Source organism: Algoriphagus sp. 10J20-15 (genome assembly GCF_055809615.1).
Map to the genome: position 1 here is coordinate 24,991 of NZ_JBVVUG010000003.1, position 17,192 is coordinate 42,182.

At 38.9% G+C, this 17,192-nt stretch carries 14 protein-coding genes and 3 pseudogenes; 9 read left to right on the forward strand and 8 right to left on the reverse strand.

Annotation, left to right across the window (positions count from 1 at the left end):
* Positions 1–50 precede the first annotated feature (50 nt).
* Together AC0L6R_RS00570 and AC0L6R_RS00575 are read right to left on the reverse strand one after the other, a co-directional pair.
* Positions 51–1,397, reverse strand: a complete 1,347-nt coding sequence (locus AC0L6R_RS00570; protein ID WP_473269399.1) for a sugar porter family MFS transporter — start codon at positions 1,395–1,397, stop codon at positions 51–53.
* Between the two features lie 83 nt (positions 1,398–1,480).
* Positions 1,481–2,774 (reverse strand): annotated as a pseudogene (locus AC0L6R_RS00575) (acetyl-CoA hydrolase/transferase family protein).
* 230 nt (positions 2,775–3,004) lie between these two features.
* On the opposite strand from AC0L6R_RS00575, the gene AC0L6R_RS00580 reads away from it, so the two are divergent.
* The 9 genes from AC0L6R_RS00580 to AC0L6R_RS00620 all read left to right on the forward strand — a co-directional run bounded on the left by AC0L6R_RS00580 (position 3,005) and on the right by AC0L6R_RS00620 (position 11,013).
* Complete coding sequence (locus tag AC0L6R_RS00580; protein WP_473269401.1) at positions 3,005–6,382, forward strand: methylmalonyl-CoA mutase family protein; 3,378 nt, start codon at positions 3,005–3,007, stop codon at positions 6,380–6,382.
* Between the two features lie 77 nt (positions 6,383–6,459).
* Positions 6,460–6,876, forward strand: a complete 417-nt coding sequence (locus AC0L6R_RS00585) for an OsmC family protein (protein WP_473269403.1) — start codon at positions 6,460–6,462, stop codon at positions 6,874–6,876.
* On the forward strand, positions 6,873–7,112 hold the full coding sequence (locus AC0L6R_RS00590) for a hypothetical protein (RefSeq protein ID WP_283413186.1): 240 nt from the start codon (positions 6,873–6,875) through the stop codon (positions 7,110–7,112). The genes AC0L6R_RS00585 and AC0L6R_RS00590 overlap by 4 nt, the downstream gene beginning before the upstream one ends.
* 22 nt (positions 7,113–7,134) lie before the next feature.
* Positions 7,135–8,142, forward strand: coding sequence for a cysteine protease (locus tag AC0L6R_RS00595; RefSeq protein ID WP_473269404.1), 1,008 nt, complete (start codon positions 7,135–7,137; stop codon positions 8,140–8,142).
* The gene (locus AC0L6R_RS00600; protein WP_473269405.1) at positions 8,142–8,462 is read left to right on the forward strand and encodes a hypothetical protein; all 321 of its coding nucleotides are present in this window, start codon (positions 8,142–8,144) and stop codon (positions 8,460–8,462) included. Before AC0L6R_RS00595 ends, AC0L6R_RS00600 begins: the two co-directional genes overlap by 1 nt.
* Positions 8,407–8,955, forward strand: a complete 549-nt coding sequence (locus tag AC0L6R_RS00605) for a hypothetical protein (RefSeq protein ID WP_473269406.1) — start codon at positions 8,407–8,409, stop codon at positions 8,953–8,955. Before AC0L6R_RS00600 ends, AC0L6R_RS00605 begins: the two co-directional genes overlap by 56 nt.
* Positions 8,921–9,823 (forward strand): PAS domain-containing protein, encoded by a 903-nt coding sequence (locus AC0L6R_RS00610; RefSeq protein ID WP_473269408.1) that lies wholly within the window; start codon positions 8,921–8,923, stop codon positions 9,821–9,823. The genes AC0L6R_RS00605 and AC0L6R_RS00610 overlap by 35 nt, the downstream gene beginning before the upstream one ends.
* Positions 9,768–10,247 carry a histidine kinase dimerization/phospho-acceptor domain-containing protein gene (locus tag AC0L6R_RS00615; protein ID WP_473269409.1) on the forward strand — a complete coding sequence of 160 codons (480 nt, stop codon included), beginning with the start codon at positions 9,768–9,770 and terminating at the stop codon, positions 10,245–10,247. The genes AC0L6R_RS00610 and AC0L6R_RS00615 overlap by 56 nt, the downstream gene beginning before the upstream one ends.
* Before the next feature lie 22 nt (positions 10,248–10,269).
* Positions 10,270–11,013 carry a response regulator gene (locus AC0L6R_RS00620; RefSeq protein ID WP_473269411.1) on the forward strand — a complete coding sequence of 248 codons (744 nt, stop codon included), beginning with the start codon at positions 10,270–10,272 and terminating at the stop codon, positions 11,011–11,013.
* A 94-nt stretch (positions 11,014–11,107) separates the two neighbouring features.
* On the opposite strand, the gene AC0L6R_RS00625 is transcribed toward AC0L6R_RS00620, so the two are convergent.
* The 6 genes and pseudogenes from AC0L6R_RS00625 to fmt form a co-directional block, all read right to left on the reverse strand.
* Complete coding sequence (locus AC0L6R_RS00625) at positions 11,108–12,385, reverse strand: dihydrolipoamide acetyltransferase family protein (protein ID WP_473269413.1); 1,278 nt, start codon at positions 12,383–12,385, stop codon at positions 11,108–11,110.
* A gap of 95 nt (positions 12,386–12,480) precedes the next feature.
* Positions 12,481–13,732 (reverse strand): annotated as a pseudogene (locus AC0L6R_RS00630) (competence/damage-inducible protein A).
* 4 nt (positions 13,733–13,736) lie between these two features.
* Positions 13,737–14,522, reverse strand: a complete 786-nt coding sequence (locus AC0L6R_RS00635; RefSeq protein ID WP_473269414.1) for an SDR family oxidoreductase — start codon at positions 14,520–14,522, stop codon at positions 13,737–13,739.
* 1 nt (position 14,523) lies between these two features.
* The gene (locus AC0L6R_RS00640; RefSeq protein WP_473269415.1) at positions 14,524–15,024 is read right to left on the reverse strand and encodes a dihydrofolate reductase; all 501 of its coding nucleotides are present in this window, start codon (positions 15,022–15,024) and stop codon (positions 14,524–14,526) included.
* A gap of 64 nt (positions 15,025–15,088) precedes the next feature.
* Complete coding sequence (locus AC0L6R_RS00645) at positions 15,089–15,913, reverse strand: DUF4412 domain-containing protein (protein ID WP_473269417.1); 825 nt, start codon at positions 15,911–15,913, stop codon at positions 15,089–15,091.
* Between the two features lie 207 nt (positions 15,914–16,120).
* Positions 16,121–17,048, reverse strand: a pseudogene (fmt, locus tag AC0L6R_RS00650) (methionyl-tRNA formyltransferase).
* Between the last annotated feature and the right edge of the window lie 144 nt (positions 17,049–17,192).

Here is a 17,192-nt window from a genome sequence, read left to right on the forward strand (position 1 = left end):
CTGGGCCAGAGGGTAAGCAATCCCAAAGCATTTCTCCGAAAATGACTACTTTATGCTGCATCGGTATTATGTAAGTCTTGTTGAATCTCTTCCAAGGATCGTCCTTTGGTTTCTGGCATTTTGAATTTCACCCAAAGTAATTGCCAGACCATCATCAATGCGAAGAAGGCAAAGATATATCCTGGACCAAATTGATTGGCAAAATAGGGAAAGACATTTGCAATCAATGCTGCCAGAATCCAATGTGTGAAACAGCCGATGGATTGACCGTAAGCTCGAAGTTCATTAGGAAATACTTCTGATATAAATACCCAAATAACAGAGCCTTGTCCTACGGCATGTGAAGTAATGAATGCAAACACAAATATCGGTAACCAGAAGTTATCAATTCCTCCCACCAGAAAATTATAGGCCATAAGAGAAAGTGAAATAATGTAACCAATGGACCCTATATACATCAGTTTTTTCCTGCCTATTCTATCAATCAAATATAAGCCAACAAAGGTTGCAAATAAATTTACTACACCAATTCCAATGGTTGAGAATAAAGCAGACTCTGTGGATATACCTGCCATTTCAAATACTCGGGGAGCAAAATAAATGATCGCGTTGATCCCAGAAACCTGATTGAAAAAGGCAATGAAAATCGCCAGCATGGTGGTAGATAGGAAGGCCCTGCTGAATAGTGCGGAAAAGCTTCCTTTTTCCTTAATACTTTGCTCTTCAATGATTGCCAGACGAATTGCTTCATCTACTCCGTCAGGATCAGTTCTTGTCAGAATTTCCCTTGCTTTGACTTGGTCATTGAACTTAGCGATTAACCATCTTGGACTTTCTGGAATTCTAACTATCATCGCTGTATATATCAACGCGGGAACTGCTTCCATGCCTAACATCCATCTCCAGTCATTTTCAATTCCGGCTGTGCCAATCAAATAGTTCGAAAGATAAGCCATCAAAATACCGAATACGATATTGAATTGATATAGAGCCACAAGTAAGCCTCTGTTTTTGGCAGGTGCGATTTCAGAAATGTACATAGGAGCAACCACTGAAGAAGCTCCGACTCCTAAGCCTCCTATGAATCTAAAAAACATAAAGGAAAACTCGTCTGGAGCCATTCCTGATCCCACTGCAGAGATGAGATACAATGCTCCGATCCAGAACAGACTCTTTTTCCTACCAAATTTGTCTGCTGGTATTCCTCCAAATAAAGCTCCGATTACTGTACCATAAAGGGCCATGGCAATCGCCAATCCATGGGTAAGATCATTTAATTTCCAGACATCTTGAATTGCTCGCTCAGCCCCGGAAATTACAGCTGTGTCAAATCCAAATAAAAAGCCACCCAATGCGGCCGTGATTGAGAGGAAAAAGGCATATTTTTTTGAGGACATCAGCTGTTTTGGGTTATTTTAGGATGCTAATCTAAAGAGAAGCACAATAAATCAAAACCTGGTAATACACTTTACCTTCTTATTTACCGAAATGGATATATAAAACTTCCAAATCTTTCTACTATAGCTCTCTCAAGTGTTTCTCTATGATCTGGATGAGCGATGCGCATTAGTTCATAAGCCCGCTGACGTAAGTTCTTTCCGTAAAGATTAACCATTCCGTATTCGGTGACTACGTATTGCATATGTGCTCGGGTAGTGACTACACCAGCACCTTCCTTTAGGAATGGGACAATTTTGGAAGTTCCTTTTCGAGTAGCGGAAGTCATGGCCATGATTGGTTTTCCTCCTTCAGAGAGAGAGGCACCACGCATAAAGTCCATTTGACCACCTACACCTGAGTATTGGTAGCTTCCTATGGAATCTGCGCAAACTTGACCAGTCAGATCCATTTCCACACAGCTATTGATAGAAATCACCTTAGGATTCTTTCGTATGAGCCGCTGTGTCATTCACGTAAGCTGCCTCATGGAAGGAAAATTCAGGATTATCATCAATCGCATCGTAAAGCTCCCTAGTTCCAGTTACAAAAGATGATACTATTTTCCCAGGGTGTTTTTTCTTGTATTTGTTGGTGATGGCACCTGATCTCAGGAGTCCTAAAATCCCATTAGAGAACATCTCGGTATGAATTCCAAGATCCTTGTGTTGCTTCAGTGAGTCCAGAACGGCATCTGGAATAGCACCAATTCCCATTTGCAGTGTAGATCTATCTTCAATAAGTGCCGCGCAATGATTGCCTATTCTTCGTTCTGTTTCTGTGATTTTTTCACCATAATCAACAATTGGTAGTGGCTCATCCACATGAATGGCTGCATGAAACTTTGAAATGTGAACTTGGCCATCCCCATGCGTTCTAGGCATCTGTTTGTTGACCTGAGCTATAATTGTTCTGGCAGTTTCCACTGCTGGTTTTGCAACATCGACGGAGGTTCCAAGGGAGCAAAATCCATGTGAATCCGGCTCGGAAACTTGGATGATGGCCACATCTAGTTTTAGAATATTCTGTCTAAACAAGTGTCCTATTTCACTTAGAAAAATAGGAACGTAACCACCATGTTCGGAATTGACAGCCGCTCGTACATTCTGTGAAACAAACAGTGAGTTCATGTAGAAGCTATCTTTGCATTCATCCGAGGCTAAAGGCATATCCCCAAGGGTAGTTATAGCTACAATTTCCACATTCTTGAGTTCATCTTTTCTTGCAGCCAAGGCATATAGAAGGGTAGTAGGAGTAGCTGCACTACCATGGATAAAAACGCGTTGATTACTCTGAATAGACGAAACGGCAACTTCCGGACTGACGTAGTTGATCATAATTGCAAAATGGTATAAAAGTCAAATTTTAAGTTCTAATGTCGGAAAAATTACCGACTAAGTTTAGCTATGATAAAATTCATAGAATCTATGTGCCAAATTATATTTTGTTTTTCCACTAACTGCGAAAGTAGAGCGCCTTTATAATTACTATATTTGTTGTGAGTAATTAGGATCAAACTAATCCTGACTCATGAAAATCGATTACTACAATAAGCTAACCCAACTCCATGACTACCATTCCTGAGAGCTATAAACCCAAAAATCACATTAGAATTGTTACTGCTGCTTCCTTATTTGATGGGCATGATGCAGCAATCAATATCATGCGCCGTATCATTCAGTCCACTGGCTGTGAGGTAATCCATTTAGGTCATAATCGCTCTGTGCAGGAAATAGTTGATTGCGCAATTCAAGAAGATGTGCAGGCAATCGCGATCACTTCTTACCAAGGGGGGCATGTGGAGTTTTTTAAGTACATGTATGATTTGCTTCGTGAAAAGGGCGCAGGACATGTGAAGATATTTGGTGGAGGGGGAGGAACTATACTTCCTGAGGAAATCAAGGAGCTTCAGGATTATGGCATCAACAGGATTTACGCTCCGGATGATGGACGTTCTATGGGATTGCAGGGGATGATAAATGACTTGGTAAGTCAGTGTGATTTCCCCATCGGGGATGTATTGTCTGAAGGATTGGTGCTCGGAGTAGAGAGCAAAGAGCATGTCGCCAGAGCTATTTCTGCCTTTGAAAACTTTCCCGAAAACTCCGCCCAGCTGTTAGAAAAAGTAAGAAAACAAAGCAAGGAATGTAAAACGCCAGTTCTAGGGATTACTGGTACTGGTGGTGCTGGAAAGTCTTCACTTGTTGACGAATTGGTTCGACGGTTTATTATGGACTTCGAGGATAAAACACTGGCTATCATATCAGTTGATCCATCTAAGCGAAAAACTGGTGGAGCATTGCTTGGCGATAGAATTCGTATGAATGCGATTCATCATCCTCGAGTGTATATGCGATCTTTAGCTACCAGACAATCTAATCTTGCACTATCAAGATATGTGCAGGATGCTGTAGATACTGTAAAAGCTGCCGGTTACGATATGGTGATTCTGGAGACTTCTGGTATTGGCCAGTCAGATACAGAGATTATTGAGCATTCAGACCTTTCTTTATATGTGATGACTCCAGAATATGGTGCAGCGTCCCAACTGGAGAAAATTGATATGCTTGATTTTGCTGATGTGATTGCGTTGAATAAGTTTGATAAGCGTGGTGCTTTGGACGCTATCCGTGATGTGAAAAAGCAATTTAAGCGCAATCATAATCTTTGGGAAGCCAAAGACGAAGATCTTCCAGTCTTTGGTACCATTGCTTCCCAATTCAATGATCCTGGGATGAATCAGCTTTATCGTACGCTGATTACTAAAATTGCAGAGAGTCATCCTGAAATGAAAAGCGACTTTGAGCTGACTGCTGGGAGCTCTGAGAAGATTTATATAATACCGCCTGCGAGGAATAGATACTTATCTGAGATCTCTGAAATCAATAGAAATTACGATGTATGGGTGGAAGAGCAAAAGGAAATTGCTCAGCAGCTTTATAGCATTTCCAAGTCCATAGAAGCTATTCAAAACACGAAAGTGGAGGATAAAGATCGATTGATCAAGGAACTTCAGGAAGTGTATGCGCAGGTAGAATTGGAGTTTGATCCAAAGAACAAAAAATGGCTGGAGGAATGGCCAACCGAAGCAGCCAAATACGCGGAAGACTTTTATGTTTTCAAAGTGCGGGATAAGGAAATCAAGATTAAGACTTACTCTAAGTCACTTTCTGATACAAGAATTCCAAAGGTTTCCTTGCCGAAATACGAGGCTTGGGGCGATGTATTGAAATGGGGTTTGCGCGAAAATGTACCAGGCAAGTTCCCATATACCGCAGGAGTTTTTCCCTTCAAAAGAGAAGGAGAAGATCCAACCCGGATGTTTGCGGGAGAGGGTGGACCTGAGCGGACAAATAAGCGCTTCCATTATGTGTCCAAAGATATGGCTGCTAAACGCCTTTCTACTGCTTTTGATTCGGTAACCCTCTACGGGGAAGATCCAGATCACAGACCAGATATCTATGGTAAAATCGGGAATTCTGGAGTGAGTGTTTGCTGTTTGGATGATGCAAAAAAGTTGTACTCTGGCTTTAACTTAGTTGATCCAATGACCTCTGTGTCAATGACTATTAATGGCCCTGCTGCTACCATGACTGCCTTCTTTATGAATGCAGCAATTGACCAGCAATGCGAGGTCTATATCAAGGAAAATGGGCTTGAAGATGAGATTAATGAGAAAATTAATCAGCTATATAAAACGAAAAATTTACCTAGACCTACGTACAACGGTAAGGTTCCAGAAGGAAATAATGGTTTAGGCTTGATGTTACTAGGGGTGACTGGAGATCAAGTATTGCCGGCAGAAGTATATCAGAAAATCAAGACGGAGACTATTGCGAAAGTGAGAGGAACTGTTCAAGCAGATATTCTGAAAGAAGATCAGGCTCAGAATACCTGTATTTTCTCTACAGAATTTTCTCTTAGACTGATGGGGGATGTGCAGCAATATTTCATTAATCAGGGCATCCGTAATTTTTATTCTGTCTCCATTTCGGGTTACCACATTGCCGAAGCAGGTGCAAACCCAATCACGCAATTGGCTTTAACACTTTCCAATGGGTTTACTTATGTAGAATACTACGTAAGCCGTGGAATGGACATCAACCAATTTGCACCAAACCTTTCCTTCTTTTTCTCCAATGGGATAGATCCGGAATATGCGGTAATCGGTAGAGTTGCACGTAGGATTTGGGCGAAAGCCATGAAGTTAAAGTACGGAGCAAATGAACGCTCTCAGATGCTGAAGTATCATATTCAGACCTCTGGACGCTCACTTCATGCACAGGAAATCGACTTCAACGACATCAGAACTACGCTGCAGGCACTGTATGCCATTTATGATAATTGTAACTCGCTACATACCAATGCCTATGATGAAGCGATCACCACGCCTACTGAAGCATCAGTTCGTAGAGCAATGGCTATACAGTTGATTATCAATAAAGAACTGGGATTAGCAAAGAATGAAAATCCTATCCAAGGAGCTTTTATTATTGAGGAGTTGACAGATTTAATTGAAGAGGCTGTTTATCTAGAGTTTGATAGAATTACCGAGAGAGGCGGAGTTTTAGGTGCTATGGAAACCATGTATCAGCGGGGCAAAATTCAGGAGGAAAGTATGCATTACGAAATGCTAAAGCATACTGGAGAATATCCAATAATTGGTGTTAATACCTTCCTTTCTTCAGATGGCTCTCCGACTGTAACTCCCGGCGAAGTGATCCGTGCCGAAAAGGAAGAAAAAGAGGCGCAAATAGAAACCTTGAAAATACTTCATTCGGCAAATCCAGAGTTAGTAAATAAACACTTAGAGGAATTGAAGAAGGTTTCTGTAAACAATGAAAATATATTTGAGGAACTAATGGAGGCGGTAAAGTATTGTTCACTTGGACAGATTACGCACGCATTATACCAAGTAGGTGGGCAGTACCGTCGGAATATGTAATCTTATTTCAAGATTGAAAACTTGGCAGATAATAAAAATCTTAAGAAAAATAAGTCTATTCATTAATTAGAAAAAAAATGGCAAAGAGAAATGTGACAGTTCGCATGAAAGCGGATCACGAGTATGAGTCTGTAAATCCACAAGGGAATGTAGTACAGATCGATATGTATGATCCTCAGGAGAAAAAAGCTCAATCACCCATGGATTTGCTGCTGTCTGCACTAGGATCATGTGCATCGGTGGATGCTGTTTTAATGATGAAAAAGAAACGTAAAACGGTGAATGATTTGATCGTAGAGGTAGAAGGAATTAGAAACGATGGAGTACCTTCATTTTATACTGATATCCATTTGAAGTTTATCTTGATCTCTCCAGATGCCAAAGAGGAGGAGTTTGCAAAAGTGGTAGCACTATCGGTAGAGAAATATTGTTCTGTAGCTTCCTCCTTGAAGTCAACTATCACATTTTCTTCAGAGGTAAAAGTTAACTCATGAGAGTTGTTAAGGAGTTTATCCAGGAGGATATTCGAATAAGCTTATTCTCCTGGAATAATAAGTATATCCTAAAATTTGAATTGGGGCCAATGGAACAGACTTTCAAAGTGCCTGAAACGGATGTTCTAGATGAAGCTGATTTAGAAGTTTTTTGGAATGGAATTTTTTTTGAAAAAGTTAAAGTAAGATTCAAAGAAATGGGAGAATCATTTAGGGCTGAAGTGGGAAATTTATAATTTCCTGCTTAGTTTAAATCTCATGAAGTCTTTTTTCCTCTCGCTTTTCCCCGTTTTCCTTCTTTTAGCCTCCTGTAATTCACCTAATAAACTTCAGCGTGACCATAGTACAGGTTTTGATGATTCCATTATTGTGGAGATGGAGTCCGAGCTCAAAATATTGGAGGAGGAGATTATTTTATTGAAAGATCACTTCGAGTTTCTCCTAGAAAACAGGGATAATATTCTACAAAAGGCAGATCGTACAAAGTATAGTTTTGATGGTGGGTATTCTATTAACACCCCTCAAGATTCAGAATACCTAAGCACCGTAGTTATATTTAATACAACCAAAGATTTTGATAAATCGATGGAAAGTGTTTTGATTACTAATAGTATGGATTCTCTTTTTAAGAAATCTCTTGAAAAGTATGGTATCATTGCTCAAGTCTATTACAATGCTATAGATCAAGTTTCCAGGGTTTTTCCTGCTTACGATTCTAAAACACTTTTAGACCCAAATCTCGACGTGACAAGCTTTAATTTTTTCTATGAAGGGGATTTTAATCATAATCCTGAAAAGGGTGCCAAATGGATACCTGAGGTCTATGTTGACCCTGCCGGAAGAGGCTGGATTTTATCTTTGGTTCATCCAGTACAATTGGATGGTGAATTGTATGCTGTTTTAGGTATAGATATCACCGTAGAAGAGATTTTCGAGCGATATTTAGATAACAAAAAAGGGGAGTATTTGATAGTAAATAGTAAAGGCGATATTGTAGCAGGAAATTCCGGAGCTATCGAAGCACTTAGTTTTCCTCCTTTGTTAAATCACGTTTATAAAGAAACAATTCAATCAGACAACTATCGAGTTTCGGACTATAATTTATTTAATAGCAAGAACAAAGAAGTCAGAGAGATGGCAAAATCTCTTCTCTTGAATAAGGAAATATTCTTTCAATTCAAAGATGAGTTTAGTCCAATAGCTGCTTATTCTGCCCCTTTTAATCTCCTAGATTGGTATTTAGTAGAAATTGAACCTAGTTTATAATGAATAATAGAATAGGATACCGTAGAGATTTTTGGCTAACGCTTGTCATTGGCAGTGGGTTGGTATTTATGGTGGTATTACTAGGGGTTAGTTTTTTTATCGCTATTTCTGATGCTGAGATTAAGGCTAGAAAGGAGTTCTTGATAAAACAAACAGAACTAGCCGCTTCTGAGATTGAGCTCGCTATTGATCGATTCGAAGAGAATGCAAGTGGGCTTACAGACTATCTTGAAGACGAAGACTTGGATGGGGATGATTTCAGAGATGATCTTACCAAAGCCGTTAGAAAGATTTATCTACAACTATCCAGGTCTTATTGATACTGCGTGGGTAAACCTTCAGGATTCGGTGGTGTATATGACCAAAACTGATCGAAATGATTTCATTCGAAATAGATATACAAAGAAGGTACCTCTAAAAGGAAGTCGAAATTTTCTATACTATACCGCTGGTAATGGGAAGGGATTTGAGGTTACATTTTCGTTAAACCCGATTAGGTTTACCAAGAATTTTGTCACTCATTATTATCTGAATAATGGAGGTACAAAATTGCTCCTAATTGATGAAGAATTGATAAGTCTTGATCTTGAGGATGAACAATTAACATTAGAAATTGACTCCGTTTCATATCAAAATATTCAAAATGATGCATCAATTGGGGTAATTGGAATTTACGAAATTGATTGGAAGGAGGAAGAAGAGGCTGGCATTGGAGTATTGGTAGAATACCCTTTTGATTTTGGAAGTATTTATGAAAACGTAGCCCTATTATTTATGATTGAATCCAATTCAATGCACAAGTGGGATTTATAGTACTTACCTATTTTTGTTTGCCGGGTTTGTAATACTATTAATTGGTACGGTTGTCTTTTTTACACTTTCAATTCAGAACAGATTAAAGTCACAAAAACTACTTGAAGAAAGTGCTCAGGAGATTTCGGAATTATTTGATCAACAAAACATTTTACTTAAAGAGCTGAGGGGGTTTGTGTTTTTTCACGATTTTAAAGGGCAGATAACTCGGGTAAGTGAAGAAGTCGATGAAATCTTAGGACATTCTAAAACTGATTTTTTGGAAGCATTTGGAAGTAATACCAAGAATGTAGATGTTCTGAATGTGAGAGAATTAGTAAAAGGAGCTTTAAGTCAAAATAAGTCCTTTGTGGACCTTGAATACGATTTCAAAAAGCCTGATGGAAAAGTAGTTAGGTTAAGAATCTTTGAAAAATTAGTATTTGATAAGTCAGGTAGATTTAATGGTGGACTTGGGATTTGCACTGATATTTCTGATCAATTTCAAAGCAAACAAGAGTTGATTGAAAGTGGTAAACGCCTCCAAAACCTGATTGATAATATTCCTGATATCATTTTTGCGTATGATAATTATGGGATTTTATTAGAGTCTTATGCTAAAGACCAAAAATTTCTAAAATCATTAGGCACCTCAGTGATAGGTGAGTCTGTTTTTGATTTGGTTCCGGAAAAGCAACGGGATCAGACAAAATTTGCTTTTGACCTTGCAAGAAGAACGGGGCAAATTCAAACTGTCGATTTAAATTTCAATTCTAGGGAAGAAAGTCAATACTTTGAGATTCGGTTTTTCCCTTTAGATAGCCAAACGAATGATGTCTATTACCAAAGATATCACCAGCCAGCGTGTTTGGGAAAAGGGATTAGTTGAAGCCATGAATGCTGCAGATCAGGCGAGTAGAGCCAAGTCTGAATTTTTAGCGAATATGAGTCATGAAATACGGACACCAATGAACGGGCTCTTGGGCATAATTGATTTGTTGGGCCAAACCAACTTGGATGATGAGCAACTTCAATACTTGGAGGTTATCAAAAATTCAGGTAATTCACTGCTAAGCATTATTAAGGATATTCTTGATTATTCTAAAATTGAAGCTGGAAAAATAGAAATCAATACAAATATTTTTTGTCCTGCAGACGAACTTGAAAAGCAAGTCCAAATTCTATCAGGATTAGCTCAAAAGAAAGGAGTTATTCTTAAAACTACCCATCAACCCAAAACAGAGGAGATGATGGAAGGAGATGTGGAGAAAATCAACCAAATTATTCTGAATATTAGTTGGGAATGCGGTTAAGTTTACCCCAAAGGGTGGAATAGTGTCGGCAAAGCTAGAAATTGAAAATATTTCCGGAGGAATCAATTTTTTAAAATGTATAGTTCAAGACAGTGGAATAGGTATTCCAGCAGAGGAAATTCCCAAACTAACGGATCCATTTTATCAGGTTGAAAGTTCAAGTTCAAGAAGTTATCAAGGGACTGGGCTTGGATTAGCGATTGCAAAGAAGATAGTGGAATTGATGGGAGGAGAGCTGACTATATCTAGTGAACTAGGAAGAGGATCTGTTTTTTCTTTTTCGGTAATAGTGAAAAAAGCTCCCGAAATACCAACAGAATTTACTTTAAATGAACAGCCAAGGCGGGTAAATTGGAATGGTATGGCTAAAGAATATCCACTTAGAATTCTTTTAGCAGAGGATAATGAATTAAACCTTCAGCTTATGCATCTTATGTTTGATCAACTGGGCTATGAATTCGAGGTGGTTAAAAACGGGCAAGAAGCATTGCAGATGGTAAAAGAAAAGGAATTTGACCTTATACTGATGGATGTGCAAATGCCTGTTTTGAATGGTTTGGATGCGTCAAGGGAAATCAGAAAGTTGGGTGAGCAAGGGAGAGTTTTTATTGTAGGCTTATCTGCCAATGTGTTCGATGAAGATCAGAAAAAAGCTGTAGAAGCGGGTATGGATGACTATTTGACCAAGCCTATTAGGTTATTTTCATTAGCAGAAAAATTGAAGGAGTACTCCTTAAAGGTTGAATTATCACATGGAAAAGTATAAAAAAAGCCGGCTAATGATTTGCTCCCAAAAAGTTTGACACTTATGGGGGCTAGTTCAGCAAACCGGCTTTTAATATTATAGGGGAGTATTGATATCAAATGCTTCGAGGTAATCCGAAACACGCTTGACAAACTTCCCACCTAGGGGAACCATCTACCACTCGATGGTGATCGGAGTGAGATAAGAACATTTTATGTCTAATTGCAATCACGTCGCCAGTTGGCGTTTCTACGACCGCAGGTTTTTTCACAATAGCTCCTACAGCCATAATTGCTACCTGAGGCTGTGGAATGATAGGAGTTCCCATTACATTACCAAAAGAGCCTACATTGGAAACGGTATAGGTACCACCAGCAAGGTGATCGGCATTTAACTTATTGTTTCTGGCAAGGTTGGCAAGCTCATTTACTTTTTTCGAAATGCCAACAAGATTAAGCTGATCTGCTTTCCTGATGATAGGGACAATTAGGTTACCGCTTGGGAGTGCTACAGCCATACCGATGTTGATGTCCTTTTTCCGTATAAGTCTATCACCATCTACAGAGATATTGATCATTGGAAAATCTCTTATTGCTTTTGCTACCGCCTCAATAAAAAATGGAGTATATGTAATTGACTCTCCAAATTTAGCTTTGTAATCAAGTTTATGACGCTCTCTCCATAAAACAATATTGGTCATATCAGCTTCAACAAAGGATGTGACATGAGCGGAAATACGTTTCGACTCTACCATTCGCTGCGCAATCATCTTGCGCATCCGGTCCATTTCTATGATCTCGTCTTCACCAGAAACACTAACCTGTACTTTTGGAGCAGAAATAGATGGAATAGAAGCAGATTCTTTAACTGGAGTATTTCTTGTTTCGAGATAATTCAACATGTCCTGCTTGGTCACGCGTGCATCTTTTCCAGATCCGGGAACTTTTGAAAGTTCAGCTTTAGAAATACCTTCTTCTTTTGCGATACTTTGAACAAGGGGAGAGTAGAATCTATCGTCTCCATCAGCTTCTGAATTTGAATTGTCTGGCGCTTTAAGAATAGCAGCAGTATTTTCAGGCGCAGAAGAAATAAGGTCTTCTTTCTGTGAATCAGCTTTTGGTTCTGAATTTAAAGGAGCAGAATCTACTTCGCCTTCAGTTTCTATAATTGCAATCGGAGCACCCACGGCGATGACATCACCTTCTTGAGCAAGGATTTGTTTTAGGACTCCAGCATGAGTAGAAGGAACCTCAGTATCTACTTTGTCTGTAGCTACTTCCAATACGGATTCATCTTGTTCAATCGTGTCACCCTCTTTTTTAAGCCAAGTAAGCACTGTACCTTCTATGATACTCTCGCCCATTTTGGGCATTAGCATTTCTACAATCGCCATGGTTATTGATTAATGATTTATTGGGTTTATATACAAGTTTTAAAATTAAATTTTATAAAACAGGATCACAAACCTTTCAATAGAAATTTTATTTGTTATTTCTCTAAAATACAAATCCTAAGGAGATTCAATACTGCTACTCCAGTCAATTGTATATTGAGCATTCTGTCTTGTGTCAGTTGAAGTTTTTTTGTTTCAATAAAACCTTCTCCCACGCAGGAAATCCAAACTGTACCTACTGGTTTTTCATCTGTACCTCCATTTGGACCAGCGATTCCACTACTAGCTAGTCCAAAATCGGCATGGAATAAATCTCGAACTCCTTTAGCCATTTCTGTGACAGTCTCTTCACTAACTGCTCCAAAAGAGGTTAAAGTTTCATTCCTAACCTTAAGGATTTCATTTTTGAATTGATTGTGATAGGGTACTACTGCCCCTTTAAAATACGAACTACTCCCGGAAATACTGGTTATTAAATGTGAAATGTAGCCTCCAGAACAGCTTTCAGCTAATGCTACAGTTTTCTCATTCGATGTCAAAAGCTTACCAATTGCCGTTTCTAAAGACTCAGAATCATAACCATATACGTATTTCTCAATACTCGGTAAGACCAAATTTATCTGTGCTTGGATATCTTTTTCGATTTCCTCTTTGACTTGCCCAAAACCTGTAAGTCGGAGCTTGACATGACCTAACGATGGAAGGTATGCCAGCCTTATATTTTTTGGAAGCGCATTTTCCCATTCCCGTATCAAATCTGCTAGCCAACTTTCTCCAATACCGACGGTTTTGACCATCCGATGCACAATGATAGGTAGAGGAAATAGGGTAGGCAGCTTTGGTAAGACGAAGTCGGTCATCAACCTTTTCATTTCGTGTGGTACTTCCTGGCATAGACATCCAGTAAGTTCCATTTCTTTCAAACCACATGCCCGGAGCTGTGCCCACCTCATTGGGTACATAAGTACAACAGGAAGGTAAATGTCCTTGAAGAATATTTAAAGGCGTGATTTCTCTTCCTCGTCTTTTGAAAAACTCTGTAACAGCCTCTACTGCAGCGGGATTTTCAACAATTGGGCAGTCAAAGTATTCTGCCATCAATGGTTTGGTCAGATCATCTTGTGTGGGACCAAGTCCTCCGGTAATCAAAATAATGTCAGCTCTAGCTTCGGCTGAAGTAAATGCCGCCAGAATGTCTTTTCTGTCATCGCCTACAGTAGTTTTTCGAACCACCTTGACGCCCATAAGGTCCAATTCTTGACTGATCCAATGACTGTTTGTGTCCACTATCTGACCATAGAGCAATTCGTCTCCTATGGCTATTATTTCAGCTCTAACTACTTTCATCTTATTATCTCACTTCTGATTTACGTAGTATTTTTGTGAAAACTGTAGGAACAAATCTCTTTAAGTAAATTCCCATTGTTTCCTTTCCACCGATATAAACTTCTTCTTTTCGCTTTTTAAGTGCACTGTAGATTTCCTTTGCGCAATCATCAGCACTCATTCCATTTTCTTGCGCTTTGTCCATTTCATTGAGAGGAGTGCCGTCAGCTGTCAGTGCATTTTTCGAAACATCCGTCTTGATAAAACCAGGGCAGATCATAGTAACTGAAATATTTTCCTCAAAATGCTCTAATCTCAAAGATTCGAAGAACCCATGAAGTGCATGTTTAGCCGCAGCATAGCTTGATCTGTAGGGCGAGCCAAATTTGCCCACTAGAGATGAAATCACTCCAAATTGTCCACTTTTTCTTTCAATAAAATGAGGAAGTATTGCCTTTGTAAGAGCTACAGTTCCAAAGAAATTTACTTCCATGAGCTTCCTGTCTACTTCAATTGGGGTATCTCTAATCAAAGAACGCTGACTAATTCCACCATTATGTAAGACCGAATCTATATGCCCAAAAGCAGCAATAGCTTCAGCAGTTTTCTCTGCAAATAAGTGCTGATCTACCAGATCAAGTGGAAGTACTTTGCAGTTTTCAGGATGTGAACTAGCTGTTTTAACTTTTTTAAGTGCTTCTTCATTTCTCGCTGAAAGAATTACTTGATATCCTTCATTTACAAATTTGTAAGCTGAGGCTTCTCCAATTCCAGAGGAAGCTCCAGTTATCCAGATTACTTTTTTAGACATGCTACTTGTGTATTCTTTCGTAATTGACGTAGGTAAAAGGATATTGATTTCGATCATCAGCAGGATGATGTTCTCTGAAAGTTATCTTCCAGTTTTCCATATTAAATTCTGGGAAATGAGTATCACCTTCAGGCGAGGCATCAACTTCAGTGAGTACCAACTCATCAGACATAGGTAATGTTTGACGGTAGATTTCACCACCACCGATGACATAGAGATGTTCAACATTCATCTTTTGGCAGAAAATAAATGCGCTTTCTACACTCTCAAATACATAATGCCCCTCAGGTACTTTATAGTTCTTATTTCTGGTAATTACGATATGGGTTCTGTTTGGTAGAGGTTTTCCCAATGACTCAAAAGTCTTTCTTCCCATAAGAATAAAATGGTCGGAAGTGAGTCTTTTAAATCGCTTAAAATCATCTGGCAATCGCCAAACTAGATCGTTTTCTTTACCAATTACATTGTTGGTGGCCATAGCGGCTATTAGTGATATCTTCATGCAAAATCCTTCTTGCCTTGAAGATAACAGGCCTTGACACCATATAAAATAAAAAAAGCTAGAATTACTCCTTCTCTATTGAATTCATGATGTTCGGGTATTCCGACATTGTAAGCGATTTAGGAGAGGATTCATCTATTTCTATCACTTTCATCTCTACTTTTTCAGAGTCTTTGGAGGTGAAAGTCAATTCCATAAAATTGCCTTCAGGCATATTTTTGAAATGCTGCGCATATCTTTCTTGCGCTTTTGCAGTCATCATGGGACTATTGGCACCCCAAAAAGATGCATACCCACCGATTGGTTTATCTGTCAGCCAATAGTAGCCTTCTCCATCTTCACTGACTACATGATACTCCTCGCAGGCATAGCCCAAAATTTCTTTGGAATTCCCCGTTTTTTCAATTGTAACATCGTATTCATCGCTGGAAGCATCTATTTCTTCATCTATCATTGTATCGAGCTCATCCATATCCAACTTGTATGCGAAACTGGATTTTTCCCCTTTATTGTCCAGGAAAACAATTGAGGCTTGATTTTTCACATCGAAAACCATTGAAGTGGAAGCTTTTGGGTTTTTTGGATCTATTAATTCCATTCCAGTATAATCGGCCGATTCAGCTAGATAGGATTTCAAGAGAAAAGGATCCTCAGTCTTTCCTTTTTCGTTTGTGCTGATCATTTCGATAACTAGGTATCCAAAAAACTCATATTCATCTTCGGTATCTACTGGTTCTCCTAGTCCACCCAATATTTTGCTCATGTCAAATCCTCCAGTAGAAGAACTATCCGATCCATCCCCATACATGTCGGAAAACAACTTCTCAAGCTGCTTTTCGGTCATTTTGGTTGCTTCTTTTTCTACTTTGTCTTGTATTGCTTTCTCCATGCCTCTATTTGCGGCTTTCTGGATTTTTTTGATGAATTGTGCTTCAGCTGAAAAAGATAGTGCTGTGATTAATACTATTATTATGGATATACGACTTCAGATTTTTCATGATTTTTTGATTTAAAAATTGGTGTAGATATTGTCCTTAAGTTCCTTAAAATCAGGTTAAAAATAATATATTTTGCTCTTTTTCTATAAAAACCCTTTTTAATTGAATTTGTAGCCCCGAAGCAAATCATCCACCTTCATCCGCTTTTTACCTTCTAATTGAAGTTCTGAAATCTCTAGCACGCCCTCACCCGTTTGGACTTTCAAATAGCTTTTATTGTCAGTTACCAAGTCCCCGATTGGCTTACCAGTTGATTGGTTGGAAGAAAAACTTGTTTTGTAAATTTTACAGATTTTCCCGTCAAATTTAGTCCATGCAGCAGGGTAGGGAGAAAGTCCTCTTACAAGGTTATGTATCGATTCTGCTGAGTTGCTCCAGTTGATTTCACCGGTTTCTTTGAAGATTTTTGGGGCATGATGAATCGCTTTGGATTCGTCCTGAGGCGTAGGTTCGACTTTATCTTCAGCAATGTCTTCTACTGTTTTAAGAACCAACTGTGACCCAAGGTTCATTAATTTTTCATACACAGATCCAAGGTCATCCTCTTTAAGGATTTTTATTTTTTCCTGATAAATAATACTACCAGTATCGATCTCATGCTTAAGGAAAAAAGTGGTAACACCGGTCTCTTTATCTCCATTAATTATAGCCCAGTTTATAGGTGCAGCTCCTCGATAATTTGGCAAAAGAGATGCATGAAGATTGAAGGTGCCTAATGTAGGCATATTCCATACTGATTCAAGGAAGCATTCGGAATGCTACCACAATTTGTAAATCAGCCTTAAGGGCACGAAGCTCATTCTGGAATTCCGGAGACTTTAGATTTGTTGGTTGAAGAATATTCAAATTCAACTTAAGCGCAGCCTCTTTCACCGGCGAAGGAATTAGCTTTTGTCCACGTCCTTTAGGCTTATCCGGAGCTGTAATCACACCTACGATATTCCAACCATTTTCTACCAACAACTTTAAAGAAGGCACTGCAAACTCAGGAGTGCCCATATAAATGATTCGAAGATTTTTATTCATAGTGAAGTTGATTTGAAATTTGAAATATAGAATTTGAAATATCCAAACTCAATTATTGATAAGGCATTTCGCAAAACAGTGCTTGTAGGTTCCATCTATTACTAGCAATGACCTTAGCAAGGCTGAACTGAATTTGAAAGAATT

Bases quoted from the DNA above. Each gene is read 5' to 3' on its own strand.
- AC0L6R_RS00570 (WP_473269399.1), bottom strand. From the start codon at position 1,397: ATGTCCTCAAAAAAATATGCCTTTTTCCTCTCAATCACGGCCGCATTG.
- AC0L6R_RS00580 (WP_473269401.1), top strand. From the start codon at position 3,005: ATGACTACCATTCCTGAGAGCTATAAACCCAAAAATCACATTAGAATT.
- AC0L6R_RS00585 (WP_473269403.1), top strand. From the start codon at position 6,460: ATGGCAAAGAGAAATGTGACAGTTCGCATGAAAGCGGATCACGAGTAT.
- AC0L6R_RS00590 (WP_283413186.1), top strand. From the start codon at position 6,873: ATGAGAGTTGTTAAGGAGTTTATCCAGGAGGATATTCGAATAAGCTTA.
- AC0L6R_RS00595 (WP_473269404.1), top strand. From the start codon at position 7,135: ATGAAGTCTTTTTTCCTCTCGCTTTTCCCCGTTTTCCTTCTTTTAGCC.
- AC0L6R_RS00600 (WP_473269405.1), top strand. From the start codon at position 8,142: ATGAATAATAGAATAGGATACCGTAGAGATTTTTGGCTAACGCTTGTC.
- AC0L6R_RS00605 (WP_473269406.1), top strand. From the start codon at position 8,407: ATGATCTTACCAAAGCCGTTAGAAAGATTTATCTACAACTATCCAGGT.
- AC0L6R_RS00615 (WP_473269409.1), top strand. From the start codon at position 9,768: ATGTCTATTACCAAAGATATCACCAGCCAGCGTGTTTGGGAAAAGGGA.
- AC0L6R_RS00625 (WP_473269413.1), bottom strand. From the start codon at position 12,385: ATGGCGATTGTAGAAATGCTAATGCCCAAAATGGGCGAGAGTATCATA.
- AC0L6R_RS00635 (WP_473269414.1), bottom strand. From the start codon at position 14,522: ATGTCTAAAAAAGTAATCTGGATAACTGGAGCTTCCTCTGGAATTGGA.
- AC0L6R_RS00640 (WP_473269415.1), bottom strand. From the start codon at position 15,024: ATGAAGATATCACTAATAGCCGCTATGGCCACCAACAATGTAATTGGT.
- AC0L6R_RS00645 (WP_473269417.1), bottom strand. From the start codon at position 15,913: ATGGAGAAAGCAATACAAGACAAAGTAGAAAAAGAAGCAACCAAAATG.